Genomic DNA, 24040 nt, shown 5'->3' with positions numbered 1-24040 from the left:
CTTAGTCCGCATAAAGAGCTTCGGCATGGAAGCTCACGTGGTCCTCCATGAAGCTGGAAACAAAGAAATAGCTGTGGTCATAGTCCTTCTGCAGGCGCAGATCGGCGGGCAAGCGGCGCTTCATCACGGCCTCGGCCAGTGTTTCGGGCATCAACAGGTCAATGAACTGATCCGCACTGCCAGTATCGACCAGCAGGGGAATATCCAGCCCGACCTCTTGCATCATAACGCTTGCGTCATGCCGGGCCCAGGCCGCTTCGTCGTCGCCCAGATAGGCGCTTAGCTGTTTGCGTCCCCAATCGCCCGCGGTCGGATGACAAATCGGCGAGAAAGCCGAGACAGACCGGAACCGCCCCGGCAGCCCCATCGCCAGTGTCAGCGCCCCGTGGCCGCCCATTGAATGGCCGGTGATGGACTGGCGCTCTTCGTCGATGTTGAAATTGGCCGTCACGATCTGGGGCAGCTCGTCCGCGATGTAATCCCACATCTGAAAGTGCGGTGCCCAAGGGGCTTGCGTGGCGTTCACATAGAACCCGGCGCCCTGGCCCAAATCATAGCTGGGATCATCGGCCACGCCTTCACCGCGCGGAGAGGTGTCGGGAAAGACCAGCGCGATCCCCTGCTCGGCCGCCCATGCCTGCGCACCGGCCTTGACCATCGCGTTTTCATGGGTGCAGGTCAGCCCAGACAGGTACCACAATACGGGTACCGGCGCGTGCTCGGCCTCTTCGGGCAAAAACAGGCCAAAGGTCATGTCACAATTCGTGGAATGGCCTGCGTGCTTGTACACGCCCTGCACGCCCCCAAAACAACGGTTTTCGGATATTACGTCCATGGCACTCTCCAGTTTAGTCGTCCACTGGCTAACGCAGGGACAGGCTGCGGACAAGGGGTTCAGCCGACTAATGCGATCACAAGCGAAACGGTGAAAACGCTTAACGCCGTCGAGATTAATATCGAGGCAGATACCCGGTGCGGCGCGACGCCATAATGCTGGGCAAGGATATAGACGTTCCCCGCGACCGGCAAAGCGGCGGCGGCAATCATCACACTGGCCGCGTACCTGTCCACCGGAAACAGCATCAGCGCGGCCACCGCCACCGCAACCGGATGTAACACCAGCTTGGCCCCGGTCAGCCAACCTGCGACAGCCATCCTTTCGGCCGACTTTGACGCCAGCGAAGCCCCGATCGCAAACAACGCGCCGGGCGTCGCCGCTGCGCCAAGGATCGAGACGAACTCGTTCAATGGCACGGGGATGGGCAGTTTGGCCGCCGACCAGGCCAGCCCCAAACTGATCGAGACAATCATCGGATTGCGCAAAAGACCCAGCCCGACCGTTCGCAAAATTCCAAGGGACATCCGCCCATCGCGTGCCCCTGTGATCAGGATCACGATCAGGCTGCCGAACACCACCAGATCAACCGCCAGCACCAGCATCACCGGACCGATCGCCTGCTCGCCCATCAGCAGCACAAGCATGGGCACACCCAGGAACCCGACATTGCCGATCACCGCGCATTGCGCCTCGACCGCAGCTTCTTCGATGCCGCGTTTACGGATCAGCGCAACGGCTGTTGCAAGCAGATACACCGCGCCCGTGCCGCACAGGTAGGCCAGCACGAAGGGCAGATCGAACACCTCGCGCAGGGAAAGGTTTGCCGAAAAACGGAACAGCATCGCGGAAAGCGCAAAGTAGAACACGAACCGCGTCAGCCATGCTGTTGCCTCTTCGGGGAAAAACCGTGTCCGTCCAGCGCCATAACCCAAGGCGATGATTGCAAAGAACGGCAGTGTCTTGAGAAAGATATCGACCATGCACCTTGCCTAGCAGGACATACCGCGCGGTCATAGACCGTATCTTTGCCCCCTAGCCCGAACCGATCAACACACCCGCAGCAAAGACCAGCGCGCCCCCCAGCACAACCTGAAAGGCCGCGCGGAAAAACGGTGTGTCCATGTACTTGTTCTGAATCCAGGCGATGGCCCACAGCTCGAAGAACACAACGATGATGGCAGTGATCGTTGCGGTCCAGAAATCGGGGATCAGGTAGGGCAGCGCGTGACCCAACCCGCCCAGCGTGGTCATCACCCCCGAAGCGACGCCGCGCTTTACAGGCGATCCGCGCCCCGACAGCTCTCCGTCGTCCGAGGCCGCTTCGGTAAAGCCCATCGAAATACCCGCGCCAACCGATGCCGCAAGCCCCACAAGAAAGGTGTTCCAGGTGTCCTGCGTGGCAAAGGCGGCAGCAAAGATCGGGGCCAGTGTGGAAACCGAGCCATCCATCAACCCCGCCAGTCCCGGCTGCACCCAGGTCAGGATAAACTTGCGGTGGGCGCTGCGATCCTCGGCCTCACGCGCGTCATGTGTAAGATGAGTTTCCGCCAGTGTGTCAGCGGCATGTTGGTGGCCAGCCTCGGCGGCGGCCAGATCACCCAGCAACTTGCGCGTCGCCGCGTCAGAGGTCCGGTCAGCTGCGGCCAAATAAAACGCCTCGGCCTGAGCCTCCATCTGCGCAGCTTCGGCGCGGATCTGTTCCAATCCCAGGTTTTCGACCAGCCAGATGGGCCGGCGCGAGATATACCCGGCCACATGCTCGCGGCGGATCAGGGGAATCACCGCGCCAAACCGGTCGGTGTGCAGATCGATCAGACGCTTGCGGTGTTCATCTTCTTCGGCGGCCATGCCGTCAAACACCTTGGCGGTTTCGGGAAACTCTTCGCGCAGCCGCTGGGCATAACCGCGATAGATCCGGGCGTCATCCTCTTCCGACGAGATCGCCAAGGCCAGAACTTCCTGTTCAGTCAAATCCTTGAAACGCTTGCGTTGCGGTAAAAAGCGCATGTCATCCCCATTTTTAGAATGGTTCTAATATATCAAAGTCCGGAACACATTCAAGGCTGCAGTGTGCCTTGATGAAACTAAACCGATTAGTTTATAGTTACTTGATCTAACCGCAGGATGCACACGTGGATCAAGCCTCGAAGCCCATCAAACGCACCGGACGGAAGTTCGATCAGGTCCTGTCCGGGGCCCGTGACGTGTTCATGCGCGACGGATTCGAAGGCGCCAGCGTGGATGACATCGCCAAAGCGGCCAGCGTGTCCAAGGCGACCCTTTACAGCTATTTCCCTGACAAACAGCTGCTGTTCATGGAGGTCGCCAGCGCCGAGTGCAATCGTCAGGCCGTGGACACCTTGGCGATGATCGACCGCACGGCCCCGGTGCGCGATGTTCTGACCATGGCCGCGCGCCAGATGATCACCATTTTCACGACTCGGTTTTCGCAACGGATTTTCCGGGTCTGCGTCGCCGAGGCTGATCGTTTTCCTGAACTGGGACGCAAATTCTATGAATCAGGCCCGGCAGCGGCGCGCGGACACCTGATCGACTTTCTGACCGAGGCGCAGACGAGGGGCGAGCTGAGGATCTCGGACATGACACTGGCCGCCGATCAATTCCTTGAGCTGTGCAAGGCGGATATCTTTGCGCGGGCGGTATTTGGCATTTCCAGCAGCTTCACCACGGAAGAAACCGACCGCGTGGCTCTGGGTGCCGTTGAAACCTTTCTGGCGCGTTACGGCACTGAATAGGACGGGCCATAAAGGCCCGCCCAGAGGGTCTGTTAATACTCTACAACAGCTCGGATCGATTTGCCTTCGTGCATCAGATCGAAGCCTTCGTTGATCTGTTCCAAAGTCAGCTTATGAGTGATCATGGGGTCGATCTCGATCTTGCCGTCCATGTACCAATCCACGAACTTGGGCACATCCGTCCGGCCTTTGGCGCCGCCAAAAGCGGTGCCCTTCCAGACGCGGCCGGTGACCAGTTGGAACGGGCGGGTGCTGATCTCGGCCCCGGCAGGTGCCACGCCGATGATCACGGACACGCCCCAACCACGGTGCGAACATTCCAGCGCATCGCGCATCACCTGCACGTTGCCGGTGGCGTCGAACGAGTAATCCACGCCGCCAAACTGATCCTTCTCGGTCTTGGTCAGCTCGATGATCGCTTCGACGGTCGATTGGCCCTCGGGCAGCTTGGACGGGTTCACGAAATGGGTCATGCCAAACTTCTTGGCCATCTCGGCTTTGTCGTCGTTCAAGTCGACCCCGATGATCTTGTCCGCGCCGGCCATGCGCAGGCCCTGGATCACGTTCAGACCTATACCGCCCAGACCGAACACCGCTGCGGTTTCGCCGATCTTCACGCCTGCCGTGTTGATGACAGCCCCGATACCAGTGGTCACGCCGCAGCCGATATAGCAGATCTTGTCGAAGGGCGCGTCATCACGCACCTTAGCCAGCGCGATCTCGGGCATCACGGTGTGATTGGCGAAGGTCGAACAGCCCATGTAGTGATAGATCGGCGTGCCATCCAGCATCGAAAAACGGGTGGTCCCGTCAGGCATCAGGCCCTGACCTTGCGTGCCGCGAATAGCGGTGCACAGGTTGGTCTTGCCGGACAGGCACGCGTGGCATTCGCGACATTCGGGCGTGTAGAGCGGGATAACGTGATCGCCCGGCTTCAGCGTGGTGACGCCCTCGCCGACCTCAAGCACAACGCCCGCGCCCTCGTGACCTAGGATCGAGGGGAACAGACCCTCGGGGTCGGCACCCGAACGGGTGAACTCGTCCGTGTGGCACAGACCCGTTGCCTTGATTTCCACCAGAACCTCGCCCGCTTTGGGGCCTTCCAGGTTCACTTCCATAATTTCCAGCGGTTTGCCGGCCTCAAGGGCAACGGCTGCCTTTGTACGCATCCAAATCTCTCCCAAAAATGGCCGCATAATTCCTGCGGCTTCTGGGGCGCACTATAGGAAGAGGATATTGCTATGCGCCACAACAAAATGGCGCATAGGCTCGCATTCTTATTTGTCGATGCGATAGGACTTGTGGCAGCCGCCGCAGCTGCCGCCGACCGAGCGCAGGCCGCCCTGGATCGCCTCGGCCGAGCTGACATCAAGCGCGCCTACCGCTGCTTCCATGGCGCTGGCCTTGGTGACGAAGTCTTCCCAGTTTTCCCAGATTGCGGGCAAGGCTTCGGATTTGGGATCCATCGCGTTAATCTCGAACGCCGCAGGTATGGCCTGCGCGTTGGCGATTAGACCGGCCTTGGCCATGGCAGCTTTGTCCGCGTCAAACGCCATCTTGCCCTTGGCCATACCGCCCAGCACACCCATGTTGTCTTTGACTTCGCCCATCAGGTTCATGCGGGCCATTACGTTCGGATCCTTGACGCCGCTATGGGCCAAAGCTGCGCTGGCGGTCAGGATGATGCCGACCGTGGCGATTGTCTTGATACTCATAATGTCACTCCTGCTGCAAACCGAGTTTGCACGCATCCCAGCCCAGCCGACCGCGCGAAGCAAGTGAGATTTTCGTGAACTTACAAAGCGCGCAAACCACCGACAACAAAGTCCGTAGCCAGGACCACATACTCGGCGCGGCTGATCCCCTTGCCGGGGCGGTGCCACATGTAGAACCAGTTCAGAATAGCAAACACGGTCATCGTGGCTGCGCGAAGGCGCTCGGCGTCGCTGGCCAGAGTGGGTTGCACCTGCAGCACCGAGGTGCCCATGATCTCGACCAGTTCGCGCTGCGTTGCGATCAAAGGTGCCTTCTTGTCCTCGGGCAGGATTTCCAGGGCGTCGATCTGCAGCTTATGCTCGGCATCTGCGTCCTCATAGGCGGTCAGAATAGCCTCAATCAGCTTGCCTAGCCCTTCGCCCTCAGAGGCCTGCACCTGATCCAACAGCTGCCCCAGGTGATCATCCAGAATGTCGAACAGCAGATCCTCTTTGGACGACCAATAGTGATAGATCAGCGCTTTGGACACACCACAGGATTTCGCCGCACCGGTCATGCTGGCGCGGTCGAATCCATGCGCGGCGAAATAGGCGGCGGCCCCTTTGCGCAGGGCCGCACGTTTTTCGTCGTGATCGCGTGCCAGTCCGCGGGCCATCAGCTCTCCTTGGGGCGGTTGTCGATGATGCGCACCGCTTTACCCTCGGACCGGGCCACTTGGCCAGCCCTTGCCACATCGACTTTGGCACTGATGCCGACATTCGACTTGATCTTGCCTGACAGGGCGCGCGCCGCAGCCTCGGGATCGCCGCCATCCTCGGCCATTTCCACGTGCACAGTCATCACGTCCATCCGGTCTGGGCGGCTGAGTTCAATCTGGAAATGCGGCGCAAGCGCAGGCACGTCCATCAGCTGTTCTTCGATCTGGGTCGGGAAGACGTTCACGCCGCGCAGGATGATCATGTCGTCGCTGCGGCCGGTGATCTTTTCCATCCGCCGCATGGACCGAGCGGTGCCCGGCAACAGGCGGGTCAGATCGCGGGTACGGTACCGGATGATCGGGAACCCCTCTTTGGTGAGCGAGGTAAAGACCAGCTCTCCCAATTCGCCATCTGGCAGCACCTCGCCCGTATTCGGGTCGATAATCTCGGGATAGAAGTGATCCTCCCAGATGTGCAGCCCGTCCTTGGTTTCCACGCATTCATTGGCAACACCGGGGCCGATCACCTCGGACAGGCCATAGATGTCAACCGCGTGCATGTCGAAAGCGTCCTCGATCTCGCGGCGCATCGCGTTGGTCCAAGGTTCGGCGCCAAAAATGCCCACTTTCAGCGGGCTGTCACGTGGGTCCAGCCCCTGCGCGGCGTATTCATCCAGAATGGACAGCGCATAGGACGGAGTCACTGTGATGCCATCGGCGCGGAAATCCTCGATCAAGCGTACCTGGCGCTGGGTCATCCCGCCGGACACCGGAACCACGGTCAGGCCCGCGCGCTCGGCCCCGCCATGCACGCCCAGACCGCCGGTGAACAGCCCATAGCCATAGGCGTTGTGCAGAACATCCCCCGCCCGTAGCCCCGAGGCCCGCATGCACCGTGCCACAACATCGGCCCACATGGACAGGTCGTTCTTGGTATAGCCCACTACCGTCGGCTGCCCTGTTGTGCCTGAGGACGCATGCACCCGCGCGATCTGCTCACGCGGGACGGCGAACAGACCAAAGGGATAGTTGTCCCGCAAGTCCTGCTTAACCGTGAACGGAAACTTGGCCAGATCCGCCAACGAGTTCAGATCGTCGGGATGCACCCCCGCCTGATCAAAACTGTTCCGGTAGAAGGGCACGTTGTCATAGGCGTGCTTCAACGACCATTTCATGCGCTGCAATTGCAGGGCTGCGATCTCATCCCGCGAGGCGGTTTCGATCGGCTCCAGATCGCCGGGTTTAGGCGAGAGATCTTTCATGACACGTTCCTCCACTAAACGGTGTCGTATGGTTTATTGGCTCAGACGGATTCCAGCATCAGTGCGATGCCCTGCCCCACGCCAATACACATGGTGCAGATCGCGCGTTTCGCACCCGCATCCACCATGTTGATCGAGGCCGTCAGCGCCAAGCGTGCGCCGGACATGCCCAGAGGGTGACCCAAGGCAATTGCACCGCCGTTCGGGTTCACGTGATCCGCATCATCCGGCAAACCCAGCTGCCGCATCGAGGCCAGACCCTGCGCGGCAAATGCCTCGTTCAGTTCCAGAAAATCGACGTCGCTGATTTTCAGCCCGTGACGATCCAGCAAGGCCTGCGTCGCTGGGGCCGGGCCGATGCCCATGATCCGGGGCGGCACGCCCACGGTGGCCATCGACACGATCCGTGCCTTGGGCGTCAGACCATATTTCTCGACCGCTTCCTTGCTGGCCACGATCAACGCCGCAGCGCCGTCATTCACGCCACTGGCATTGCCCGCTGTCACGCTGCCACCTTCGCGGAAGGGCGTGGGCAGTTTCGCCAGCTTCTCCAGCGAGGACATGCGCGGATGTTCATCCGTGTCGAACACGATGTCGTCGCCGCGCCGCTGTGGGATCGTCACCGGGGTGATCTCGCGCGCCAAACGGCCCGAGGCAATCGCCGCCGCCGCCCGCTCTTGCGAGCGCAGGGCAAACGCGTCCTGATCCTCGCGGCTGATGTTGAAATCGGCGGCCACGTTTTCGGCCGTTTCGGGCATGGAATCGGTGCCAAATTGTTTGTGCATTGCCTTGTTCACGAACCGCCAACCGATTGTTGTGTCGTAAATCTCGGCCTTGCGGGAAAAGGCACTGGTGGCCTTGCCTTGCACGAAGGGTGCGCGCGACATGGATTCCACACCGCCCGCAATCACCACCTCGGCCTCGCCACATTTCACAGCACGCGCGGCGGTGCCGATCGCATCCAGACCCGAGCCGCACAGGCGGTTCATCGTGGTGCCCGGCACGCCCTCGCCCAGCCCGGCCAGCAGCGCGGACATGCGGGCGACGTTGCGGTTATCTTCGCCCGCGCCATTAGCGTTGCCCATGATCACTTCGTCCACCTGCAGCCCGTCGAAGGGCGAGGTCACCTCGCGAATCACATGTGCCAGCATGTCATCGGGACGAACCGAGCTGAGCGTCCCCCCATAGCGGCCGATCGCGGTCCGCAGACCCTCGCACAAATATGCGTCTCTCATTCTTCGCTCTCCTCGAAATGCTGACCCTTTATCTGCCGGGACAGACCCCGGAAAAGGGCGACCTTGCGTCCGTCGCCGCCAGTGACGGTGACGTCATAAACCCCTGACCTGCCCGTCATCGCGACCTCTTGGGCGTGGGCGGTCAAAACCTCGTCCGGCTCGCCGGGGGACAGAAACGTGATCGAGTTTTCCTGCGCCACCACCAACCGATTGTAACTGTTGCATGCGAAGGCAAAGGCCGAATCTGCCAGGGTAAAGATGTACCCGCCGTGGCAGATGCGATGCCCGTTCAGGAAATCCTCGCGCACCGGCATGGTCAGCACGGCGCGGCCAGGCCCGATTTCTTGCAGAATCATGCCCGCAGCCTGGCTGGCCACGTCCTTGGCCCACATCGCTGCGGCACTGCGCTCGGCGCGCTGTTGCGGTGTCATTTCGGCAAATCCTCCCATTCGCGATTCAAGGCTTGCACAAAACCGACCAGTCGGTCAATAGTATTGAAAGAGGAATTATATTGCTACATACTGTGGGCAACCCACCGGAGGAGACCCCAATGCTGAAACCCGAAAGTTTTATCGCTGGCGATTGGATTGCGCCCGGCGCCACTGCAAGCCCCATCATCGGTCCCGTCACGGCCACCGAAATCGCCCTGGCGGGCGGCAGCACCCTGGATACCGACGCGATGCTGCACTATGCACGCAACGTGGGTGGCCCCGCGCTGCGCGCCCTAACCTTCCATGATCGCGCAAGAATTCTAAAGAAGTTGGCCCTGTATATCGGTGGCCGCAAGGAAGAGCTGTACGCCATCAACGGTTTGACCGGCGCGACCCGGCGTGATGGCGGCGTGGACATCGAAGGCGGCATCGGCACCCTGTACGTCTATGCCTCGAAGGGGCGCCGCGAGCTGCCTGATTCGCGGGTCTACGTCGATGGCGAGGTTGAACAGCTAGGCCGCACTGGCGCTTTCATTGGGCAACATATTGCAACCCCCCTGCAAGGCGTGGCTGTCCATATCAACGCCTTCAACTTTCCCGTTTGGGGCATGCTGGAGAAACTAGCTCCCACGCTGCTGGCCGGCGTGCCCGCGATCGTCAAACCGGCGACTCAGACGTGCTATCTGACCGAGGCGTGTTTCCGCATGATTATCGAATCGGGCTTGCTGCCCGAGGGCGCTGTGCAGCTGATCATCGGCCGCACCGGTGACCTGCTGGACAAGATGGGCCCGCAGGATGTGGTCAGTTTTACCGGCTCGGCCGACACCGCGCAGATGCTGCGGACGACCCCCGCGTTGATCCAGAACTCGACCCGTTTTCTTGCGGAACAAGACAGCCTGAACGCCTCGATCCTGGGCGCGGATGCCGACGCCGACAGCCCCGAATTCGCGCTGTTCATCAAAGAGGCCGTCACCGAGATCACCACCAAGGCCGGACAAAAGTGCACCGCGATGCGCCGTCTGCTGGTTCCCGATCATATGGCGGATACCGTGACCGACGCCCTGACGGCGAAACTGGCCACCGTCACCGTCGGCCACCCCGATTCCGAGGGCGTGCGCATGGGCGCATTGGCATCGATGGCGCAAAAATCCGATGTGCTAGCCAAGGCCGCTCAAATCGGCACCGAAGCGCGGCAAATCTGCGGTGAGCTGGACGGGTTCCAGCCCGTCGACGCGGATGCGGACGCCGCCTTCATCCCGCCGACCCTGTTCCGATGTGACGATCCCGACGCCGCCGAAATCATCCATTCGGTCGAGGCGTTTGGCCCTGTGTCAACCATCCTGCCCTATCGCGACACCGCCCATGCGGCGCAATTGGCGAACCGCGGCGAAGGATCGCTGGTCGCCTCGATCTTTACCCATGACCCCGCGATTGCGCGCGACATCACCCTGACCAGCGCGGCCTGGCACGGGCGCCTCTACATCAACAACCGCGACACCGGACGCGAGGCGACGGGCCACGGCGCGCCGATGCCGCATATGGTCCATGGCGGCCCCGGTCGCGCGGGCGGCGGCGAGGAGCTGGGCGGCATTCGCGGTGTGAAACACTATCTGCAACGTACTGCGATCCAAGGCACGCCCGAGATTATCAGCGCCATCACCGGCACCTGGATCAAGGGGGCTCCGCAGTCGGAAAACCCGACCCATCCGTTCCAACGCACCTTCAACGAGATCCAGATTGGCGAGACGATCCACACGGAATCGCGCACGATTTCAATGGAGGATATCGAGCATTTCGCCCATTTCACCGGCGACACGTTCTATGCCCACATGGACGAGGACGCCGCGCAGCGGAACCCATTCTTCCCCGGTCGCGTTGCGCATGGCTATCTGTTGTTGTCTTTCGCTGCGGGCCTTTTCGTGGAACCGAACGAGGGGCCCGTTCTGGCCAACACCGGCCTGAATGGCTTGTCCTTTCAAAAACCGGTCAGCGCGGGTGACAGCATCAAGGTTGCCCTGACCTGCAAGCGCAAAACCAAGCGCAATGATGAGTATGGCGAGGTGGCATGGAACGCGACCCTGACCAATCAGGATGACGAGCAAGTCGCAGAATACGAGCTGCTGACCATGGTCGCCTACGACCGTTGAACATGGCGGGGGCGGCGCAACGCTGCCCCCACTTCCCCCCGGACATGACCCGGTGTATCAACGGGTTATGGATCCGCTTTCCCCCTTGATCACCGCACTGCATGACGAAGGCCGCCTGCGCGTGTGGTCTTTGGTCATCACCGTTTTCGGTGATAGCGTGCAGCTGCGAGGGGGCCGTATCGCCAATCTGCGTCTGCAAAAACTTTTGGGCCGCATCGGGATCGAGTCAGGTACGATCCGAACCGCGCTATCTCGACTGGGCCGCGATGGTTGGGTTACGTCAGAGCGTGAAGGTCGCAACAGCTATTACCGGCTGACCAAAGAAGGGCTGGCGCAGTTTGCCGATGCTACCAGCCGGATCTACGCGCCCGCGCGAACGCAGCCGGTCACGTCCTGGACCTTGGCCGTTGGCGCAGACCAGCCCGGCATTCCGGTCGCGCCCGGCGTGGTTCTAAGACCCGCCGATCAGCCCGGCCCTCTGCCCGAATGCGCGGTAACCGGTGATCTGACCAGCCTTTCGGCCGCGCTGCGCGCAAAGCTGCTTAGCAAGGCCCATCACGCTGCGCTGATCGCCCTGTTTCGGGATTTGGATGCTTTGAACAGGGCCAGCCTGACCCCTTTGGACGCCGCCGCCGCGCGCACCCTGTTGATCCATCGCTGGCGCCGGATCGTGCTTCGCCACCCCGAGCCGCCAACCGAATTGCTGCCTGACACCTTCAAGGGACGCGATCCCCGATCCGAGGTCGCAGCGGCCTATGCCGCCCTGACACCGATCGCAGAAGAGTGGTTCGACACGGCGCTGCAGGAAGTATCACCCATGCCCAGCCCGCACCCCAATTTCTTCAAAAGGTTCCGCTAGGCTTGATTTAACCCGGGTTTGGCGCAACTCTGGACGTATGAATATGCAAGGTTCAACCCCTTTTCCCCGTCCCGGCATCCCGTCTCAGGTTGCCTTTGACCGCAAAGAGATGGGTGTCATCATGGGGCTTTACGGGCGGATGGTTGCCGCCGGGGAATGGCGGGATTACGGCATTTCCTGCCTGCGCGAAACAGCAGTGTTTTCGGTGTTTCGACGCACGGCCGAAACCCCCCTGTACCGGATCGAGAAGCACCCCAAGCTGCGCAACAAGCAAGGCATGTACGTCGTGTTCGGTATGGACGGACAGATCCTCAAACGCGGCCACGACCTGAAAACCGTGTTGCGCGTGCTGGAACGTAAGCTGATCCGTTCGGTCGACTAGGGCGCGGATTTGCGCGCGGGCAGACGACGGCGTGAGGTGACGGGGCCATCTCCCTGCGCCTTGATCCGTGCGATGGCCTCGTCGATGGGCTCGAACGCGACGGCCATGTGATAGGCGTTCGCGTGCAGCAACATCCCTCGTCCCGCGACCAACCCCACGTGACCTTTCCAGAACAGCAGATCCCCACGGCGCAGTTTCTTGTCTTCGGGCAAAAGACGTCCAAGCGATGCCTCTTGCAAGTCGCTGTCGCCCGGACAGGGGATCGCGCAGGCCACGCAAGCGGCTTGCACCAGCCCCGAGCAATCAATCCCCCAGATCGAGTTTCCGCCCCACAGGTAGGGCACGCCCAGATAACGCTCGGCCACTTCAACCGGGTCGCGTGCCAGTCGATCCAGCGGGGCAAGATGCGGCTTGGGGACATAGCCTAACGGGGTCTCGTAGAACCGCCCCGACTCGCCGATGACGCGGAATTGCGACCCCATGCTTAGGCTCATCAGTTCGTGGCTTTTGAAATCCGGATCGTTGTACAGATGCGAGGCGCGGTTGATCACCCAATGTGTTGCGGGGCGGCGTTCCTCGAGCTGGCCGAAGGGCAGATACCCGACATAGCCGTCCCGGTCGGCCTGCACGAAAGCCCAGCCGGCGCGCTCTTCGTACATTGTCACGCGCTCGCCCAGCAGCAGTTGCCGTTCGCGCCGGCCATGTGGGGCGGAAAGCAGATCGGCGCAGGGCACGGCGATCATCTTTTCGTGGCCCTGGACATAGTTTTGGGCCGTAACCACACCGCGCAAATGAGCCGCCGCAACGCGCGGATTTGCCGGGGTCAAACGAGGATCGAACGGGGTAGGCACTGTCTACAGCTCCAGCATTTCCGGCAGCGCCTGCAGAAGCGCCCGCGCGCCCATGCCAACGCCACCCTTAGGCCGCGCGGGCTGATTCTTGGGGGACCAGCCGTAGATGTCAAAATGAGTATAGCGGACCTTTTCGCCAGCAAAACGGCGCAGGAACAGGGCCGCAGTAATGGCGCCCCCGAAACCGCCCTTGGGTGCGTTGTCCAGATCAGCGATGCCCGGTTCCAGATCGGGCTCGTACGGGTCCCAGAAGGGCAGGCGCCACACCGGATCTGCCACTTTGGCGCCTGCCATCTGCAGGGCCCCGGCAACGGCTTCGTCATCGGTGAAAAACGGCGACAGGTCGGGCCCAACCGCAACCCTCGCAGCCCCCGTCAGCGTTGCCATCGACAGCATCAGATCCGGCGCACCCTCGGCGCCCAAGGCCAGCGCGTCGGCCAGAACCAGGCGGCCCTCGGCGTCGGTGTTGTTAATCTCGACCGTCAGGCCCTTGCGGCTGTTAAGGATGTCTCCGGGGCGGAAACTGTTGCCCGACACGCTGTTTTCCACCGCCGGCACCAGCACGCGCAAGCGCAATTTCAAACCCAATCCCATGATCATATGGGCCAGTCCCAGCACCGTAGCCGCGCCGCCCATATCCTTCTTCATCAATCCCATCGACGCACCGGGTTTGAGGTTCAGCCCGCCGGTATCGAAACACACGCCCTTCCCGACCAGAACCAGTGATGGCCCCTCGGAACCCCAGCTGAGGTCGATCAAGCGCGGCGCCTGTTCGGCCGCGCGGCCAACGGCGTGAATCATGGGGAAATTCTGTTCCAGCAGAGCATCCCCGGTAATCACTGAAATCTGGGCCTTGTGGTCCGCCGCAAGGTTACGCGCGGCTTGCTCTAACGCGTCGGGCCCCATGTCGCTGGCCGGGGTATTTATCAGATCGCGGGTCAGACATTCGCCGGCTGCGATTACCTCTAACTTGGCGGCGTCCACACCATCGGGAGCAACCAGTCGAGCCTTGGCGCCCTTGCGCGCGTGATACCTGTCAAAGGCATAGCCCGACAGAAGCCAACCCAACGCCTCTTGCTCCGCTTCCTCGGCAGGAAGGCCGGACAGGGTGTATTCCCCTTCTGGCAAAGCGGCGGCCACTGCAGCCAGATGAAACCGACCTCGCCGCCGCTGTGCGGCCGAGCCATAACCGGCCAGCACGGCGATGGGCGCGCCATCTTCGCCCGGAATGATAAGCGATTTCCCCAACGCACCGGAAAAGCCGTTCGCCTTGACCCAGGCACGAATGCGCGCGGGCTGTTCGGTCAGCCATGCCTCGACCCCGTCCGAGGGCAGCACGTGAACAGGTATGGCGGCATCTTGCGCCGGGGCGAAGGTCAAAGTCATCTGGGGCCTCATTCGTGAGTTTGCCCCAGCCTAGCCCCTTCGTCGGCACCTGCAAGGGGGTCAGATCGACTGGCCCTGCAAATCACACACAGCATTCAAAGACCGCTCGCCCGTGCGCATCAGGCGAGCCAGAACGGCTGCCAAGGCCACCGGATCACCAGCATCAATGCACTCGACCACGTCGCGCGCGCGATTGGCCAAAGACCCCATCCCGATTTGTTCCGCCACCGCAACGGTCGCGCGTATGGTCTTGCGCAGCGCCAAAAAATCGGAGTTGCGATACATCTGGTCAGCATCTGTCAGGCGCTGCGTCAGATCCTCCATTGCGCGGGTCACCACATTTTGGGCGCCAGCCTCTCCAAGCTGCAGATACAATTCTCCCAGGATGCTGGCATCCAGCCGGACGCTTTCGTCCGGGTTCAGATAGGTTAAAAAAGTCAAAGTCTCACCCCATAGTCCGGCCCCCACGGCCATGACCGACCTTGCGGACAAAAGGGTTCTCAAAAGATTGAGCCGCGGCCATGATTTAGGTCGAAAACAGATCAAATAGTCGCTATTGAACGTGGTCAGATTCTAAGAAACGCAAGGATGACGACATGGACAACGCCAAGCCCCTGCCCGCCTATCTGGTTCAACGGTACCAAGGATGGAAAGCCACGGCCTATTCCGAAAACAAAAACTGGTATCGACGCCTGGCGGACGAGGGCCAGCGCCCACGGGCCATGGTCATTTCCTGCTGCGACTCGCGCCTGCATGTCACCGCCATTTTCGGCGCGGATCAGGGCGAATTCTTCATACACCGCAACATTGCCAGCCTGGTCCCCCCGTTCGAGGCCGATGGCGGCCAGCACGGGACCTCGGCCGCGATTGAATACGCGGTGACGGTGCTGAAGGTATCGCACGTGGTTGTGATGACCCACTCGCAATGTGGCGGCGTCGCTGGCTGTCACGACATGTGCATGGGCAACGCCCCCGCACTGGAGGAGAAAACTTCGTTCGTGGGCCGCTGGATCGACATTCTGCGCCCCGGATTTGAAAAGGTGAAGGACGTCGAGGGTGACGATGCCCGCAAAACCGCACTGGAAAAACAGGCTGCGCTGACCTCGGTCGAGAACCTGATGACCTTCCCCTTTGTGCAGGATGCCGTGGCCAGCGGCCAGCTGGCGCTGCATGCGGTTTGGCACAACATCGGCGAAGGCACGGTTGAACAGTACATGGCCGAAGAGGGCCGCTTCGCACAGGTCTAAGAACCGCGCGAGACAAACAAAAAGGGCGCCCAGCGGGCGCCCTTCGTTATTTTCGGGGGGCTTAGGTCAGCCCTTTTTCAGAACCTCACGGCCCAGCAGCTCGGCGATCTGAACGGCGTTCAGCGCGGCGCCCTTGCGCAGGTTGTCGCTGACGCACCACAAGTTCAGACCGTTATCAATGGTGCTATCCTGACGGATGCGGCTGATGAAGGTCGCATAATCACCCACGCATTCAACGGGGGTGACGTACCCGCCGTCTTCACGCTTGTCGATCACCATGATGCCGGGGGCCTCGCGCAGGATATCGCGGGCTTCATCCTCGTCCAGGAAATCCTCGGTTTCGATGTTCACCGATTCCGAGTGGCCGACGAACACAGGCACACGCACACAGGTCGCAGTAACCTTGATCGAGGGATCCACGATTTTCTTGGTCTCGGCGACCATTTTCCACTCTTCCTTGGTCGAGCCATCGTCCAGGAACACGTCGATATGCGGGATCACGTTGAAGGCGATCTGCTTGGGGTAGACCTTGGGTTCGACCTCTTGACCGGGGACATACATGCCCTTGGTCTGGTTCCACAGCTCATCAATCGCGTCCTTGCCCGAGCCCGAAACCGACTGGTAGGTCGACACGACGACGCGCTTGATTTTCGCGCGGTCATGCAGGGGCTTCAGCGCCACAACCATCTGCGCGGTCGAGCAGTTGGGGTTCGCGATGATGTTCTTTTTCGCATAGCCGTGCACGGCCTGGGGGTTCACCTCGGGCACGATCAGCGGGATGTCCGGATCATAGCGGTACAGCGACGAGTTATCGATCACCACGCAACCAGCCGCGGCCGCTTTGGGCGCGTATTCCTTGGTCGCGGTCGAGCCCACGGCGAACAGCGCCATGTCCCAGCCGGTGAAGTCGAAAGTGTCCAAATCTTGGGTAGTCAGGGTCTTGTCGCCAAAGCTCACCTCGGTACCCAGCGATTTACGGCTGGCCAGAACGGCAATCTTCTCCACGGGGAACTGACGCTCCGCCAGGATGTTCAGCATTTCACGGCCCACGTTCCCCGTGGCGCCGACGACGACAATATTATAGCCCATTTCGAGCGACTCCTTTGTTTAGGACGAGGCTCCATACCGCAGGACTTGCTTAGTTTAAAGAGGTTTCGTCTAGTCCGTCCGATCCTGGCAGAAAAGATACAACACCAGCCCGGCAACAAGGCTTAGACAGAACACAGCGAACAAGGCGTCATAAGGCGCAACCGCTGGTCCACCTGCCTCGGCCACGCTGCGGTGCACCCGGCCGGTGATCACCTGGAAGACGCCAACGCCGCCGATTGCAAACAAATTCATCAGCGTCACCCCGCGCCCCATCAGATGCGGCGGGAAGAAACTGCGCCCGTGGGCCATCATCAAAGGAAAGCTGGCGCCGAGAAACCCGACAGCTGCAAACATCGCGATCGGCAACCACGGGGTTTGCGCGGGCACCAGCCACAGCACCGCCAGCGCAACAGCGGCCATGGCGTTGCCGCCCAAAACCACCCATTTGCGCGTCCCAAGCAGGCGATCCAACGGGCCATAGGCAAACGTTCCAAGGATCATCGCGACGCCCATCAGCAAGGTCACATTACCCACCGCCGTCGCATCATAGCCGAACACATCCGTCAGATATGGCCCAATCCACAGCCCTCGCAGCCCGCCCGCTGGGGCGTATTGCACGAACATCAGTGGGAAAATCAGCCACAGCGCAGGCATCTTCAACAGGTCCAGCAGGCTGCCTTTTTCTTCATGCGCCACTTTCTCGGGGTCGCGTACGGCCCAGATCAGACCCAGCGCCACGATCCCACTGACCACAGCAAGGCCCAGCAAGGTCTGCCGCCAGCCAAACGCCTCGGCGGCGATTGCCATCGGCAGGGCCCCCAACAGGTTGCCCAGACTGCCCACGCCCAGAAGAACCGCCGCCAGCGTGGCAAAGACCCGCGCAGGATAGACGCGCGCAAAGATGTAGTAGCTGGCCATCAGAACGGGCGAACAGCCCACGCCGATCAAAGCCATCGCCAGGGAAATATGCGTGGGGTTGCCGGCCAGGCCGAACAGCGCAGCGCCGCCCGCGCCGCCGATCAGCAGCAACACCCCAGAGGTCAGGCGCGGCCCGACCTTGTCCAGTGCCCATCCAACCGGGATTTGCATCAGCGCGAAAGCCAGGAACCACAACCCCGAGGCATTGGCCAAGTCTTCGGGCGTTGTGCCGACATCCGTTTCCAGCGCCACGGTCAGCACCGCAAGGAACGACCTGTAAAATTGACTCAGCACATAGGCCGCGCACAGCAGCAATATCCCTGCGTTCATGTCCTGCTCCTCCCACAAGAAATTCAGCTTTCCCCGAAACACCAAAGGGGCGCAACCCTTTATCGGATCGCGCCCCTGGGCTTGCTGTTTCGCTTAGGTCCTTACTTTCCGCTCATCCGCAGTCGGCCAACGACACCCGCCGGGAAGAAATAGACGCTTAGGATGAACAGAATACCCAGCCACAGCAACCAGCGATCAGGGTTCAGCAAATCGGGCAATAGGGGCATCCCCTCGGAGGCAGCGGCGACCGAGCCCATCAGGTCCTGCAGATAGTTCTGCGCCACCACGAAGAGCACCGCGCCAATCACTGCGCCATACATGGTTGCCATGCCGCCGATCACCACCATCAGCAGGATGTCCACCATGATCTCGAAGCTTAGAACGGTGTCCGGCCCCACATAGCGCAGCCAGATCGCGTACAACGCCCCAGCCAGAGCGGCAACGGCCGCCGAGATGCAGGTCACTGCGGTGCGATAGTAGACCACACGATAACCGATCGCCTCGGCGCGGAAGTCGTTCTCGCGGATCGACAGCAGCACCCGGCCAAATGGCGAATTCACGATACGCAGCAGCAGCAGGAACAACAGGAACGAGCAGATGAAGACCACATAGTAGTTCAACAGCTTGCCGTTCGTTTTAACGCCCAGGATCTCTCCGCCGAAGGCTTCCTTGCCAAAGCGGAAGGCCGGGGTCAGCTCGCGAGGGATCTTATAGGTCAGACCGTCCTCGCCGCCCGTCAGGTTGGATAGCTGGCTAACCAGAACCGCCACTGCCGCTGCGACAGCCAGCGTGATCATCGCGAAAAAGATCGCGCGGACTCGCAGGCTGAAAAGGCCGATCAGGAAGGCCACGAATGCAGCCAGAATCGCGCCCGAACCCGCGCCGACAACCAACGCACCAAAGCCCCGGTCCATGTGGGTACAGGCCAGTGCAACGCCATAGGCCCCCATACCGAAGAACATGGTATGGGCAAAACTGACAATGCCCCCGTAGCCCAGCATCAGGTCATACGAGGCCACCAGCAGGATGAACACACAGATCCGCGCCGCCGTATCGACCGAGCGCACACCCGGAAAGATGAAGGGCGCGAAGGCCAGGACAAACAGGATCAGGCCCAGGATCACGGCCAGAACGGTACTGCGGGGCATGTCGCCCGAAAGAAGCTTAGCAATCATCTTATTTCGCCTTCACAACCGGGATCATGCCTTGGGGACGCCACATCAGGATGGCCACCATCAGGGCAATATTGGAAATCAGCGCAGCCTTGGGTTCGAGGAACGCGATGTAGTTCTGCAAAAGACCGACCAGCAGGGCGCCGATAAAGCAGCCCTCGACGCTGCCAAGCCCACCGATGATCACCACGATGAAGATCAGGATCATCATCTGCTGGCCCATATGTGCTGTGATGACCTCTTGGTAGAGCCCCCACATAACACCGCCCAGACCAGCCAGGGCCGACCCTGCGATGAACACGCCGACAAAGACCAGGCGCAGGCGATAGCCCAGGGCCTCGACCATTTCGCCATTCTCAACGCCCGCGCGGACGATCAGGCCGATCTTGGTCGAGCGCAGTACATAGCGCATTCCAAGGAACAGCACGATGCCGACACCCACGGCCACCAGCCGATATTTTTCCAGCGCAGCGCCAAAAAAGGTCACCGCCCCCTGCAGCGCCTGCGGGCGCAGGATAAAAATCTCTTCCGGGCCCCAAAGCACGATGATCAGCTGTTCGACAACGATCAGCCCGCCCATGGTCACCAGAATCTGTTTAAGGTGAAAGCCATAGACCGGTTTCACGATCACCCTCTCGAACGCCCAGCCCAATGCGCCGGTGGCAATGGCTGCGGCCACAATCGCCAGCAGGATTGCCAGAAGGTTCATCATCAGGCTTGGCGCCTCGGTCATGCCGCCCAGTGCCAACAGGATCGAGATTCCCACGAACGCCCCGACCGAGATGAACACCCCGTGGCCAAAGTTGATCACGTCCATCAGGCCAAACACCAGCGTCATGCCGCTGGCCATGATAAAGATCATCATCCCCATCGCCAGACCGCTAACCGTCAGGGTCAACCAACTGGAAGTCGCGCCGCCAGTCAGAGAGATGGCCAGGAAGCCTCCGATCATCACAAGCGGCACCAGCATCATCGGCATATGAGGGCCGATCCTGTCAGACAGGCTGGCTGCGGCCATTGTGGGTTTATGTTCAGGTGCGACGCTCATTGGTCGGCTCCTTTATTCGCACAGGTCATTGGTGCACCTCCATGCTCAGACCCATCAGCCTTTCTTGCAGGGCACTATCATTGGCCAGTTCAGCCATGGCGCCGTTCCAGATCACCCGGCCGTCATCCATCACCACGCAATTGTCGCCCAGCGCCTTGGCGACGCTGAAGTTCTGTTCCACCAGCAGGATCGAGGCGCCTTGCTCTTTCAACTCGCGCAGCGCCCGCGCCATGGTCGAGATAATCGCGGGCGCAAGGCCCTTGGTCGGCTCGTCGATCAGATAGAGTTTGCGTTCTTCGACCATCGCACGGGCGATGGACAGCATCTGTTTCTGCCCGCCAGACAGGTTGCCAGCATGTCCCTTCCAGAAGGTTTTCAGCGGCGGAAAGGCGGTAAAGACCCATTCCAGCCGGTCCGGGTCAATCGGCCCAGACGATGCCGCCAGGACCATGTTTTCCTCGACCGACAGATCGCTGAAAATCCCCATGTTTTCAGGCACAAATCCCACACCTTTTCTGGAAATCGAAGGGGTCGGTATCGCGGCTATGTCCTGCCCGTCCAGCAGCACCCGGCCCGATTTGGCCCGCCAGTGCCCCATGATGGTGCGCAAGGTGGTGGTTTTTCCCACCCCGTTGCGGCCCAGCAGCATGGTCACCTGTCCGCGCGGGACCTCAAGGTCGACGCCCTGCAGGATGTGATATTGCGCGATGTCGGTATAGACGTTTTCAAGTTTGAGGATGGGGTCAGACATCTTCCAGCTCCTTGCCCATGTACGCCTCTTGTACGACGTCGCTTGCCATCACCTCGGCCGGGTCGCCATCCGCGGCAAGCGCGCCGTTGTGCAGCACGATAATCCGGTCCGCCAGCGTGCGGATCACGTCCATCTTGTGTTCGACCAGCAGGATTGTGCGGTCTTTTTCGGCCTTCAGCTCGGCGATCAGATCCAGCACGACGGGCGCCTCGTCGACGCTCATGCCGGCGGTGGGCTCGTCGAACATGTAAACTGCGGGATCCAGTGCTATCAGCATCGCGACCTCCAGCTTGCGCTGGTTGCCGTGGCTCAGCTCCGAGACCAGTTGAAAGCGCAGATCAAAAAGCTTCACCTTCTCCAGCACAGCCAATGCGCGATCCGTCACCTCGGTGTGGCTAGAGGCCGTCGAGAACATGTTGAACCCAAGCTTGGCCTTGGACTGAATCACCAGGCGCACGTTTTCCAGTACGTTCAGGTTGGGAAACAGGTTGGTCAGCTGAAACGCCCGCCCGATCCCCAGATCGCACCGCTGCGAAACGGAATTACGGGTGATGTCGCGATCATTCAGGATGACCGTGCCTTCCGAGGCAGGGATCTGGCCCGAAATCAGGTTGAAATAGGTGGTCTTGCCTGCGCCATTGGGGCCGACAATCGCTGTCAGCTCTCCGGTTTTGAAGGCGCAGCTTACGTGGTCCACGGCCACATGTCCGCCGAAACGAACCGTCAGGTCGTGGGTTTGCAGAATTACCCTGCTCATCGTCTTATCCTGTCAGAGAAAGGTCCCACATCGGGGAAATGGTACCGGGGGCAATCCGATGTTGCCCCCGATCAGTCTTGGAGTTCAGATCACTTGCCGTTGCGAACGGGGATCGGCAGATCGTCGATGGTCAGCTCACGGACCAGCTCTGGGATCGCCCAGGCCACGCCCTCTTCGACCTTGATCTTGAAGTGATACATGGACTGCATCGCCTGGTGGTCTTCGGCGCGGAATTTCATCTTACCCTTGGGGGTATCCCATTCCATGCCTTCCATGGCAGAGATCAGCTCTTCTGTGTCGGTGCTGCCGGCCTTTTTGATGGCTTCAACAACGGCCATACCAGCGGCCATACCACCTGCGGTGAAGAAATCCGGCGGCGAGTTGTAGCGCTCCTGGTGGGTCTTCACCAACCAGTCGTTCACTTCGTTGTTCGGGTTTTCATAGAAGTAGTACGAAGCACCCTCAAGGCCCGGGAACTGCTTGTAAGCTGCCAGCGCGGCCAGAATGTTGCCGCCCGTCGCGATCTCGATGCCAAAGCGGCTGGGATCCATCGCCTGGATCTTGCTCATGGGGTTGCCGCCACCGGCCCAGTACAGGAACAGTTTCTTATCGCCTTCGACGTCCTTCATCGCGTTGAAAATACGCTCGGCCGCAGCGGTGAAATCGGTGGTGTCGGTGGGGGCGTATTCCTCGTGGACCAGCTCGGCGCCGGTGCCTTCCAAGGCTTCGCGGAACGCCGAGATGCCGTCACGACCAAAGGCATAGTCCTGCGCCAGGGTGGCGATTTTGACATTCGGGCCGGCCAGCGCGATCGCGTTCGCCACGGCATCCTGCGAGCTGTTGCGCCCGGTGCGGAAAATGTAGCGGTTCCAGTTCGATCCGGTAATCGAATCGGCCACGGCCGGCTCGACGATCAGGATCTTTTCGTATTCCTCGGCCACGGGCAGCATGGCCAGCGCCACACCCGAGCTGACGGGACCCACGGCCAGATCGACCTCGTCATCGCCATATGCTTCTTCCAGCAGCGCCTTGCCGTTGTCGGGCTTCAGCTGGGTGTCTTTTTCGATCACAACGATCTTTTCGCCGTTGATCTCCATCGTGCCGCCGGTGGCGTATTCCAGCCCCAGCATCAGCCCGTCGTGGGACTGTTTTGCATAGGCCTCGAACGGGCCGGTTTTGCCATAGACATGGGCGATTTTAATTTCCGCCATAGCGCCGGTCGCGGCCAGTGCCACAGCCGATACCAAGCCTGTCAAAAGAGTACGTTTCACGGTGATCCTCCCTGATCGTGAAAGATGCGTCAGCCATCTGCATCAATGCTAGAGATCGGGGCCGAGAACTGTCAATCAGTACAAACCCGTACCTAAAAACCCGTAGTTTTCCAGGGGCACGCCGCCTAGCTTCCGGTGATCGCCCGCCAGATCAGGCGTAGCGCCAGAAGGGTCAGCACACACAGGATTATCCTGTCGAAGACCTTGGGGGAAATCCGTCGCCCCAGCCATGCACCGATGGGCATGCCGGCCACCAGTGGCAGCAGCGCCCCCGCGGACAAAAGCGCCTTGGGGCCGTCCAGAAATCCCATCCCCACCAGCATCGGGATCTGCACCACGCCCAGCCCCGCAAAAAAGCACGAGATCGTGGGCATGAAAGTCAGCCTGTCCAGTTTCATGGCGTTCAGGAAAGTGATCGAGATCGGAGCAGACAGCCCCGCCGCCGTTTGCGAAATGCCCGCCAGAAGCCCTGGCAACCAAGCCCAGCGGCAGGCCGGATCGTAGGCCAGCTGCCAGTGCGGCCGCGAAAGACGCAAGCCGATGTACAAGAGCACGACCACCGCAACGCCCAGCATCAGGATATCCGTCCGCGCCACGCTGAGGACAATAGTCCCGACCACGCTGCCGACCATCCCCGCCCCGACAAAACGCAGCAGGAACGGCCGCGGCAATGCCGTCTTGCGAAAGGCCCAGGTCTGCCAAAGGTTCGGCACCAGATTGGGTAGCGAAAACACCACCACGGCAAAGCGCACGTCCACCGCCGCCGCCAGCAAGGGAACCGCAATCATTGGCGCTCCGAATCCGGTGGCACCTTTCAGGATTCCCCCCAGCAAAAACCCGACCGAGACGATCAGAATGATCTGGGGGCTTAGGATTTCGGGGCTCATGACCGGGCCA

25 protein-coding genes are annotated in these 24040 nt (G+C 60.9%); 5 read left to right on the top strand and 20 right to left on the bottom strand.

Annotated features, from left to right (window positions below; genetic code table 11):
- Position 1: 1 nt before the first annotated feature.
- Genes fghA through mbfA form a run of 3 tightly spaced genes read right to left on the bottom strand, consistent with a single transcriptional unit; the run spans position 2 to position 2845 of the window.
- Entirely contained in the window at positions 2-835 is an 834-nt protein-coding gene (gene fghA / locus ACOQOQ_RS06050; RefSeq protein ID WP_420569238.1) for an S-formylglutathione hydrolase, read from the bottom strand.
- 59 nt (positions 836-894) lie between these two features.
- Positions 895-1818, bottom strand: coding sequence for an AEC family transporter (locus tag ACOQOQ_RS06045; RefSeq protein ID WP_420569237.1), 924 nt, complete (start codon positions 1816-1818; stop codon positions 895-897).
- A 52-nt stretch (positions 1819-1870) separates the two neighbouring features.
- Positions 1871-2845, bottom strand: a complete 975-nt coding sequence (gene mbfA, locus ACOQOQ_RS06040; RefSeq protein WP_420569236.1) for an iron exporter MbfA — start codon at positions 2843-2845, stop codon at positions 1871-1873.
- Between the two features lie 125 nt (positions 2846-2970).
- Here mbfA and ACOQOQ_RS06035 point away from each other — a divergent pair, with 125 nt between their 5' ends.
- On the top strand, positions 2971-3594 hold the full coding sequence (locus tag ACOQOQ_RS06035) for a TetR/AcrR family transcriptional regulator (protein WP_420569235.1): 624 nt from the start codon (positions 2971-2973) through the stop codon (positions 3592-3594).
- Positions 3595-3626: 32 nt separating this feature from the next.
- On the opposite strand, the gene ACOQOQ_RS06030 is transcribed toward ACOQOQ_RS06035, so the two are convergent.
- From ACOQOQ_RS06030 to paaI, 6 genes are all read right to left on the bottom strand, one after another.
- Positions 3627-4763, bottom strand: coding sequence for an S-(hydroxymethyl)glutathione dehydrogenase/class III alcohol dehydrogenase (locus tag ACOQOQ_RS06030; protein WP_420569234.1), 1137 nt, complete (start codon positions 4761-4763; stop codon positions 3627-3629).
- Positions 4764-4871: 108 nt separating this feature from the next.
- Complete coding sequence (locus ACOQOQ_RS06025) at positions 4872-5309, bottom strand: c-type cytochrome (RefSeq protein ID WP_420569233.1); 438 nt, start codon at positions 5307-5309, stop codon at positions 4872-4874.
- Between the two features lie 80 nt (positions 5310-5389).
- Entirely contained in the window at positions 5390-5965 is a 576-nt protein-coding gene (locus tag ACOQOQ_RS06020) for a TetR/AcrR family transcriptional regulator (RefSeq protein WP_420569232.1), read from the bottom strand.
- Positions 5965-7269, bottom strand: coding sequence for a phenylacetate--CoA ligase PaaK (paaK, locus tag ACOQOQ_RS06015; RefSeq protein WP_420569231.1), 1305 nt, complete (start codon positions 7267-7269; stop codon positions 5965-5967). Before paaK ends, ACOQOQ_RS06020 begins: the two co-directional genes overlap by 1 nt.
- A 41-nt stretch (positions 7270-7310) precedes the next feature.
- Entirely contained in the window at positions 7311-8504 is a 1194-nt protein-coding gene (gene pcaF, locus ACOQOQ_RS06010) for a 3-oxoadipyl-CoA thiolase (protein WP_420569230.1), read from the bottom strand.
- Positions 8501-8935, bottom strand: coding sequence for a hydroxyphenylacetyl-CoA thioesterase PaaI (gene paaI / locus ACOQOQ_RS06005; protein ID WP_420569229.1), 435 nt, complete (start codon positions 8933-8935; stop codon positions 8501-8503). The genes pcaF and paaI overlap by 4 nt, the downstream gene beginning before the upstream one ends.
- A gap of 119 nt (positions 8936-9054) precedes the next feature.
- On the opposite strand from paaI, the gene paaZ reads away from it, so the two are divergent.
- From paaZ to ACOQOQ_RS05990, 3 genes are all read left to right on the top strand, one after another.
- Positions 9055-11082, top strand: a complete 2028-nt coding sequence (paaZ, locus tag ACOQOQ_RS06000) for a phenylacetic acid degradation bifunctional protein PaaZ (protein WP_420569228.1) — start codon at positions 9055-9057, stop codon at positions 11080-11082.
- A gap of 67 nt (positions 11083-11149) precedes the next feature.
- Complete coding sequence (locus tag ACOQOQ_RS05995; protein WP_420569227.1) at positions 11150-11941, top strand: PaaX family transcriptional regulator C-terminal domain-containing protein; 792 nt, start codon at positions 11150-11152, stop codon at positions 11939-11941.
- A gap of 43 nt (positions 11942-11984) precedes the next feature.
- Positions 11985-12323, top strand: coding sequence for a DUF2794 domain-containing protein (locus tag ACOQOQ_RS05990; protein ID WP_420569226.1), 339 nt, complete (start codon positions 11985-11987; stop codon positions 12321-12323).
- Here ACOQOQ_RS05990 and ACOQOQ_RS05985 read toward each other — a convergent pair.
- From ACOQOQ_RS05985 to ACOQOQ_RS05975, 3 genes are read right to left on the bottom strand one after another with little or no spacing between them, the layout of a single operon-like run.
- Complete coding sequence (locus tag ACOQOQ_RS05985) at positions 12320-13174, bottom strand: C40 family peptidase (RefSeq protein WP_420569225.1); 855 nt, start codon at positions 13172-13174, stop codon at positions 12320-12322. The genes ACOQOQ_RS05990 and ACOQOQ_RS05985 overlap by 4 nt on opposite strands.
- A 3-nt stretch (positions 13175-13177) precedes the next feature.
- Positions 13178-14560: a leucyl aminopeptidase family protein gene (locus ACOQOQ_RS05980; protein ID WP_420569224.1), complete on the bottom strand. Its 1383-nt coding sequence runs from the start codon at positions 14558-14560 to the stop codon at positions 13178-13180.
- 60 nt (positions 14561-14620) lie between these two features.
- A complete protein-coding gene (locus ACOQOQ_RS05975) occupies positions 14621-15001 on the bottom strand; it encodes a hypothetical protein (RefSeq protein ID WP_420569223.1) in 381 nt (126 codons plus the stop codon).
- Between the two features lie 155 nt (positions 15002-15156).
- Between ACOQOQ_RS05975 and ACOQOQ_RS05970 the strand changes: the two genes are divergently transcribed.
- Positions 15157-15807 carry a carbonic anhydrase gene (locus tag ACOQOQ_RS05970; RefSeq protein WP_420569222.1) on the top strand — a complete coding sequence of 217 codons (651 nt, stop codon included), beginning with the start codon at positions 15157-15159 and terminating at the stop codon, positions 15805-15807.
- Between the two features lie 66 nt (positions 15808-15873).
- Here the strand turns inward: ACOQOQ_RS05970 and ACOQOQ_RS05965 are convergent, their stop codons facing one another.
- The 8 genes from ACOQOQ_RS05965 to ACOQOQ_RS05930 all read right to left on the bottom strand — a co-directional run bounded on the left by ACOQOQ_RS05965 (position 15874) and on the right by ACOQOQ_RS05930 (position 24030).
- Positions 15874-16896 (bottom strand): aspartate-semialdehyde dehydrogenase, encoded by a 1023-nt coding sequence (locus tag ACOQOQ_RS05965; protein WP_420569221.1) that lies wholly within the window; start codon positions 16894-16896, stop codon positions 15874-15876.
- 69 nt (positions 16897-16965) lie between these two features.
- Positions 16966-18144 (bottom strand): MFS transporter, encoded by a 1179-nt coding sequence (locus ACOQOQ_RS05960; RefSeq protein WP_420569220.1) that lies wholly within the window; start codon positions 18142-18144, stop codon positions 16966-16968.
- A gap of 101 nt (positions 18145-18245) precedes the next feature.
- A complete protein-coding gene (locus tag ACOQOQ_RS05955; RefSeq protein WP_420569219.1) occupies positions 18246-19319 on the bottom strand; it encodes a branched-chain amino acid ABC transporter permease in 1074 nt (357 codons plus the stop codon).
- 1 nt (position 19320) lies between these two features.
- Complete coding sequence (locus ACOQOQ_RS05950) at positions 19321-20364, bottom strand: branched-chain amino acid ABC transporter permease (RefSeq protein ID WP_420569218.1); 1044 nt, start codon at positions 20362-20364, stop codon at positions 19321-19323.
- A 25-nt stretch (positions 20365-20389) separates the two neighbouring features.
- The gene (locus ACOQOQ_RS05945) at positions 20390-21115 is read right to left on the bottom strand and encodes an ABC transporter ATP-binding protein (RefSeq protein ID WP_420569217.1); all 726 of its coding nucleotides are present in this window, start codon (positions 21113-21115) and stop codon (positions 20390-20392) included.
- Positions 21108-21872 carry an ABC transporter ATP-binding protein gene (locus ACOQOQ_RS05940; protein ID WP_420569216.1) on the bottom strand — a complete coding sequence of 255 codons (765 nt, stop codon included), beginning with the start codon at positions 21870-21872 and terminating at the stop codon, positions 21108-21110. Before ACOQOQ_RS05940 ends, ACOQOQ_RS05945 begins: the two co-directional genes overlap by 8 nt.
- A gap of 89 nt (positions 21873-21961) precedes the next feature.
- Positions 21962-23143, bottom strand: a complete 1182-nt coding sequence (locus ACOQOQ_RS05935; RefSeq protein ID WP_420569215.1) for a substrate-binding domain-containing protein — start codon at positions 23141-23143, stop codon at positions 21962-21964.
- Between the two features lie 125 nt (positions 23144-23268).
- Positions 23269-24030: a sulfite exporter TauE/SafE family protein gene (locus ACOQOQ_RS05930; RefSeq protein ID WP_420569214.1), complete on the bottom strand. Its 762-nt coding sequence runs from the start codon at positions 24028-24030 to the stop codon at positions 23269-23271.
- Positions 24031-24040 lie beyond the last annotated feature (10 nt).

This window comes from Thalassovita sp. (genome assembly GCF_965218685.1).
GTDB lineage: Bacteria > Pseudomonadota > Alphaproteobacteria > Rhodobacterales > Rhodobacteraceae > Thalassobius.
Note: the sequence above shows the minus strand (reverse complement) of the source record. Positions and strands in the feature narration are given on the sequence as shown.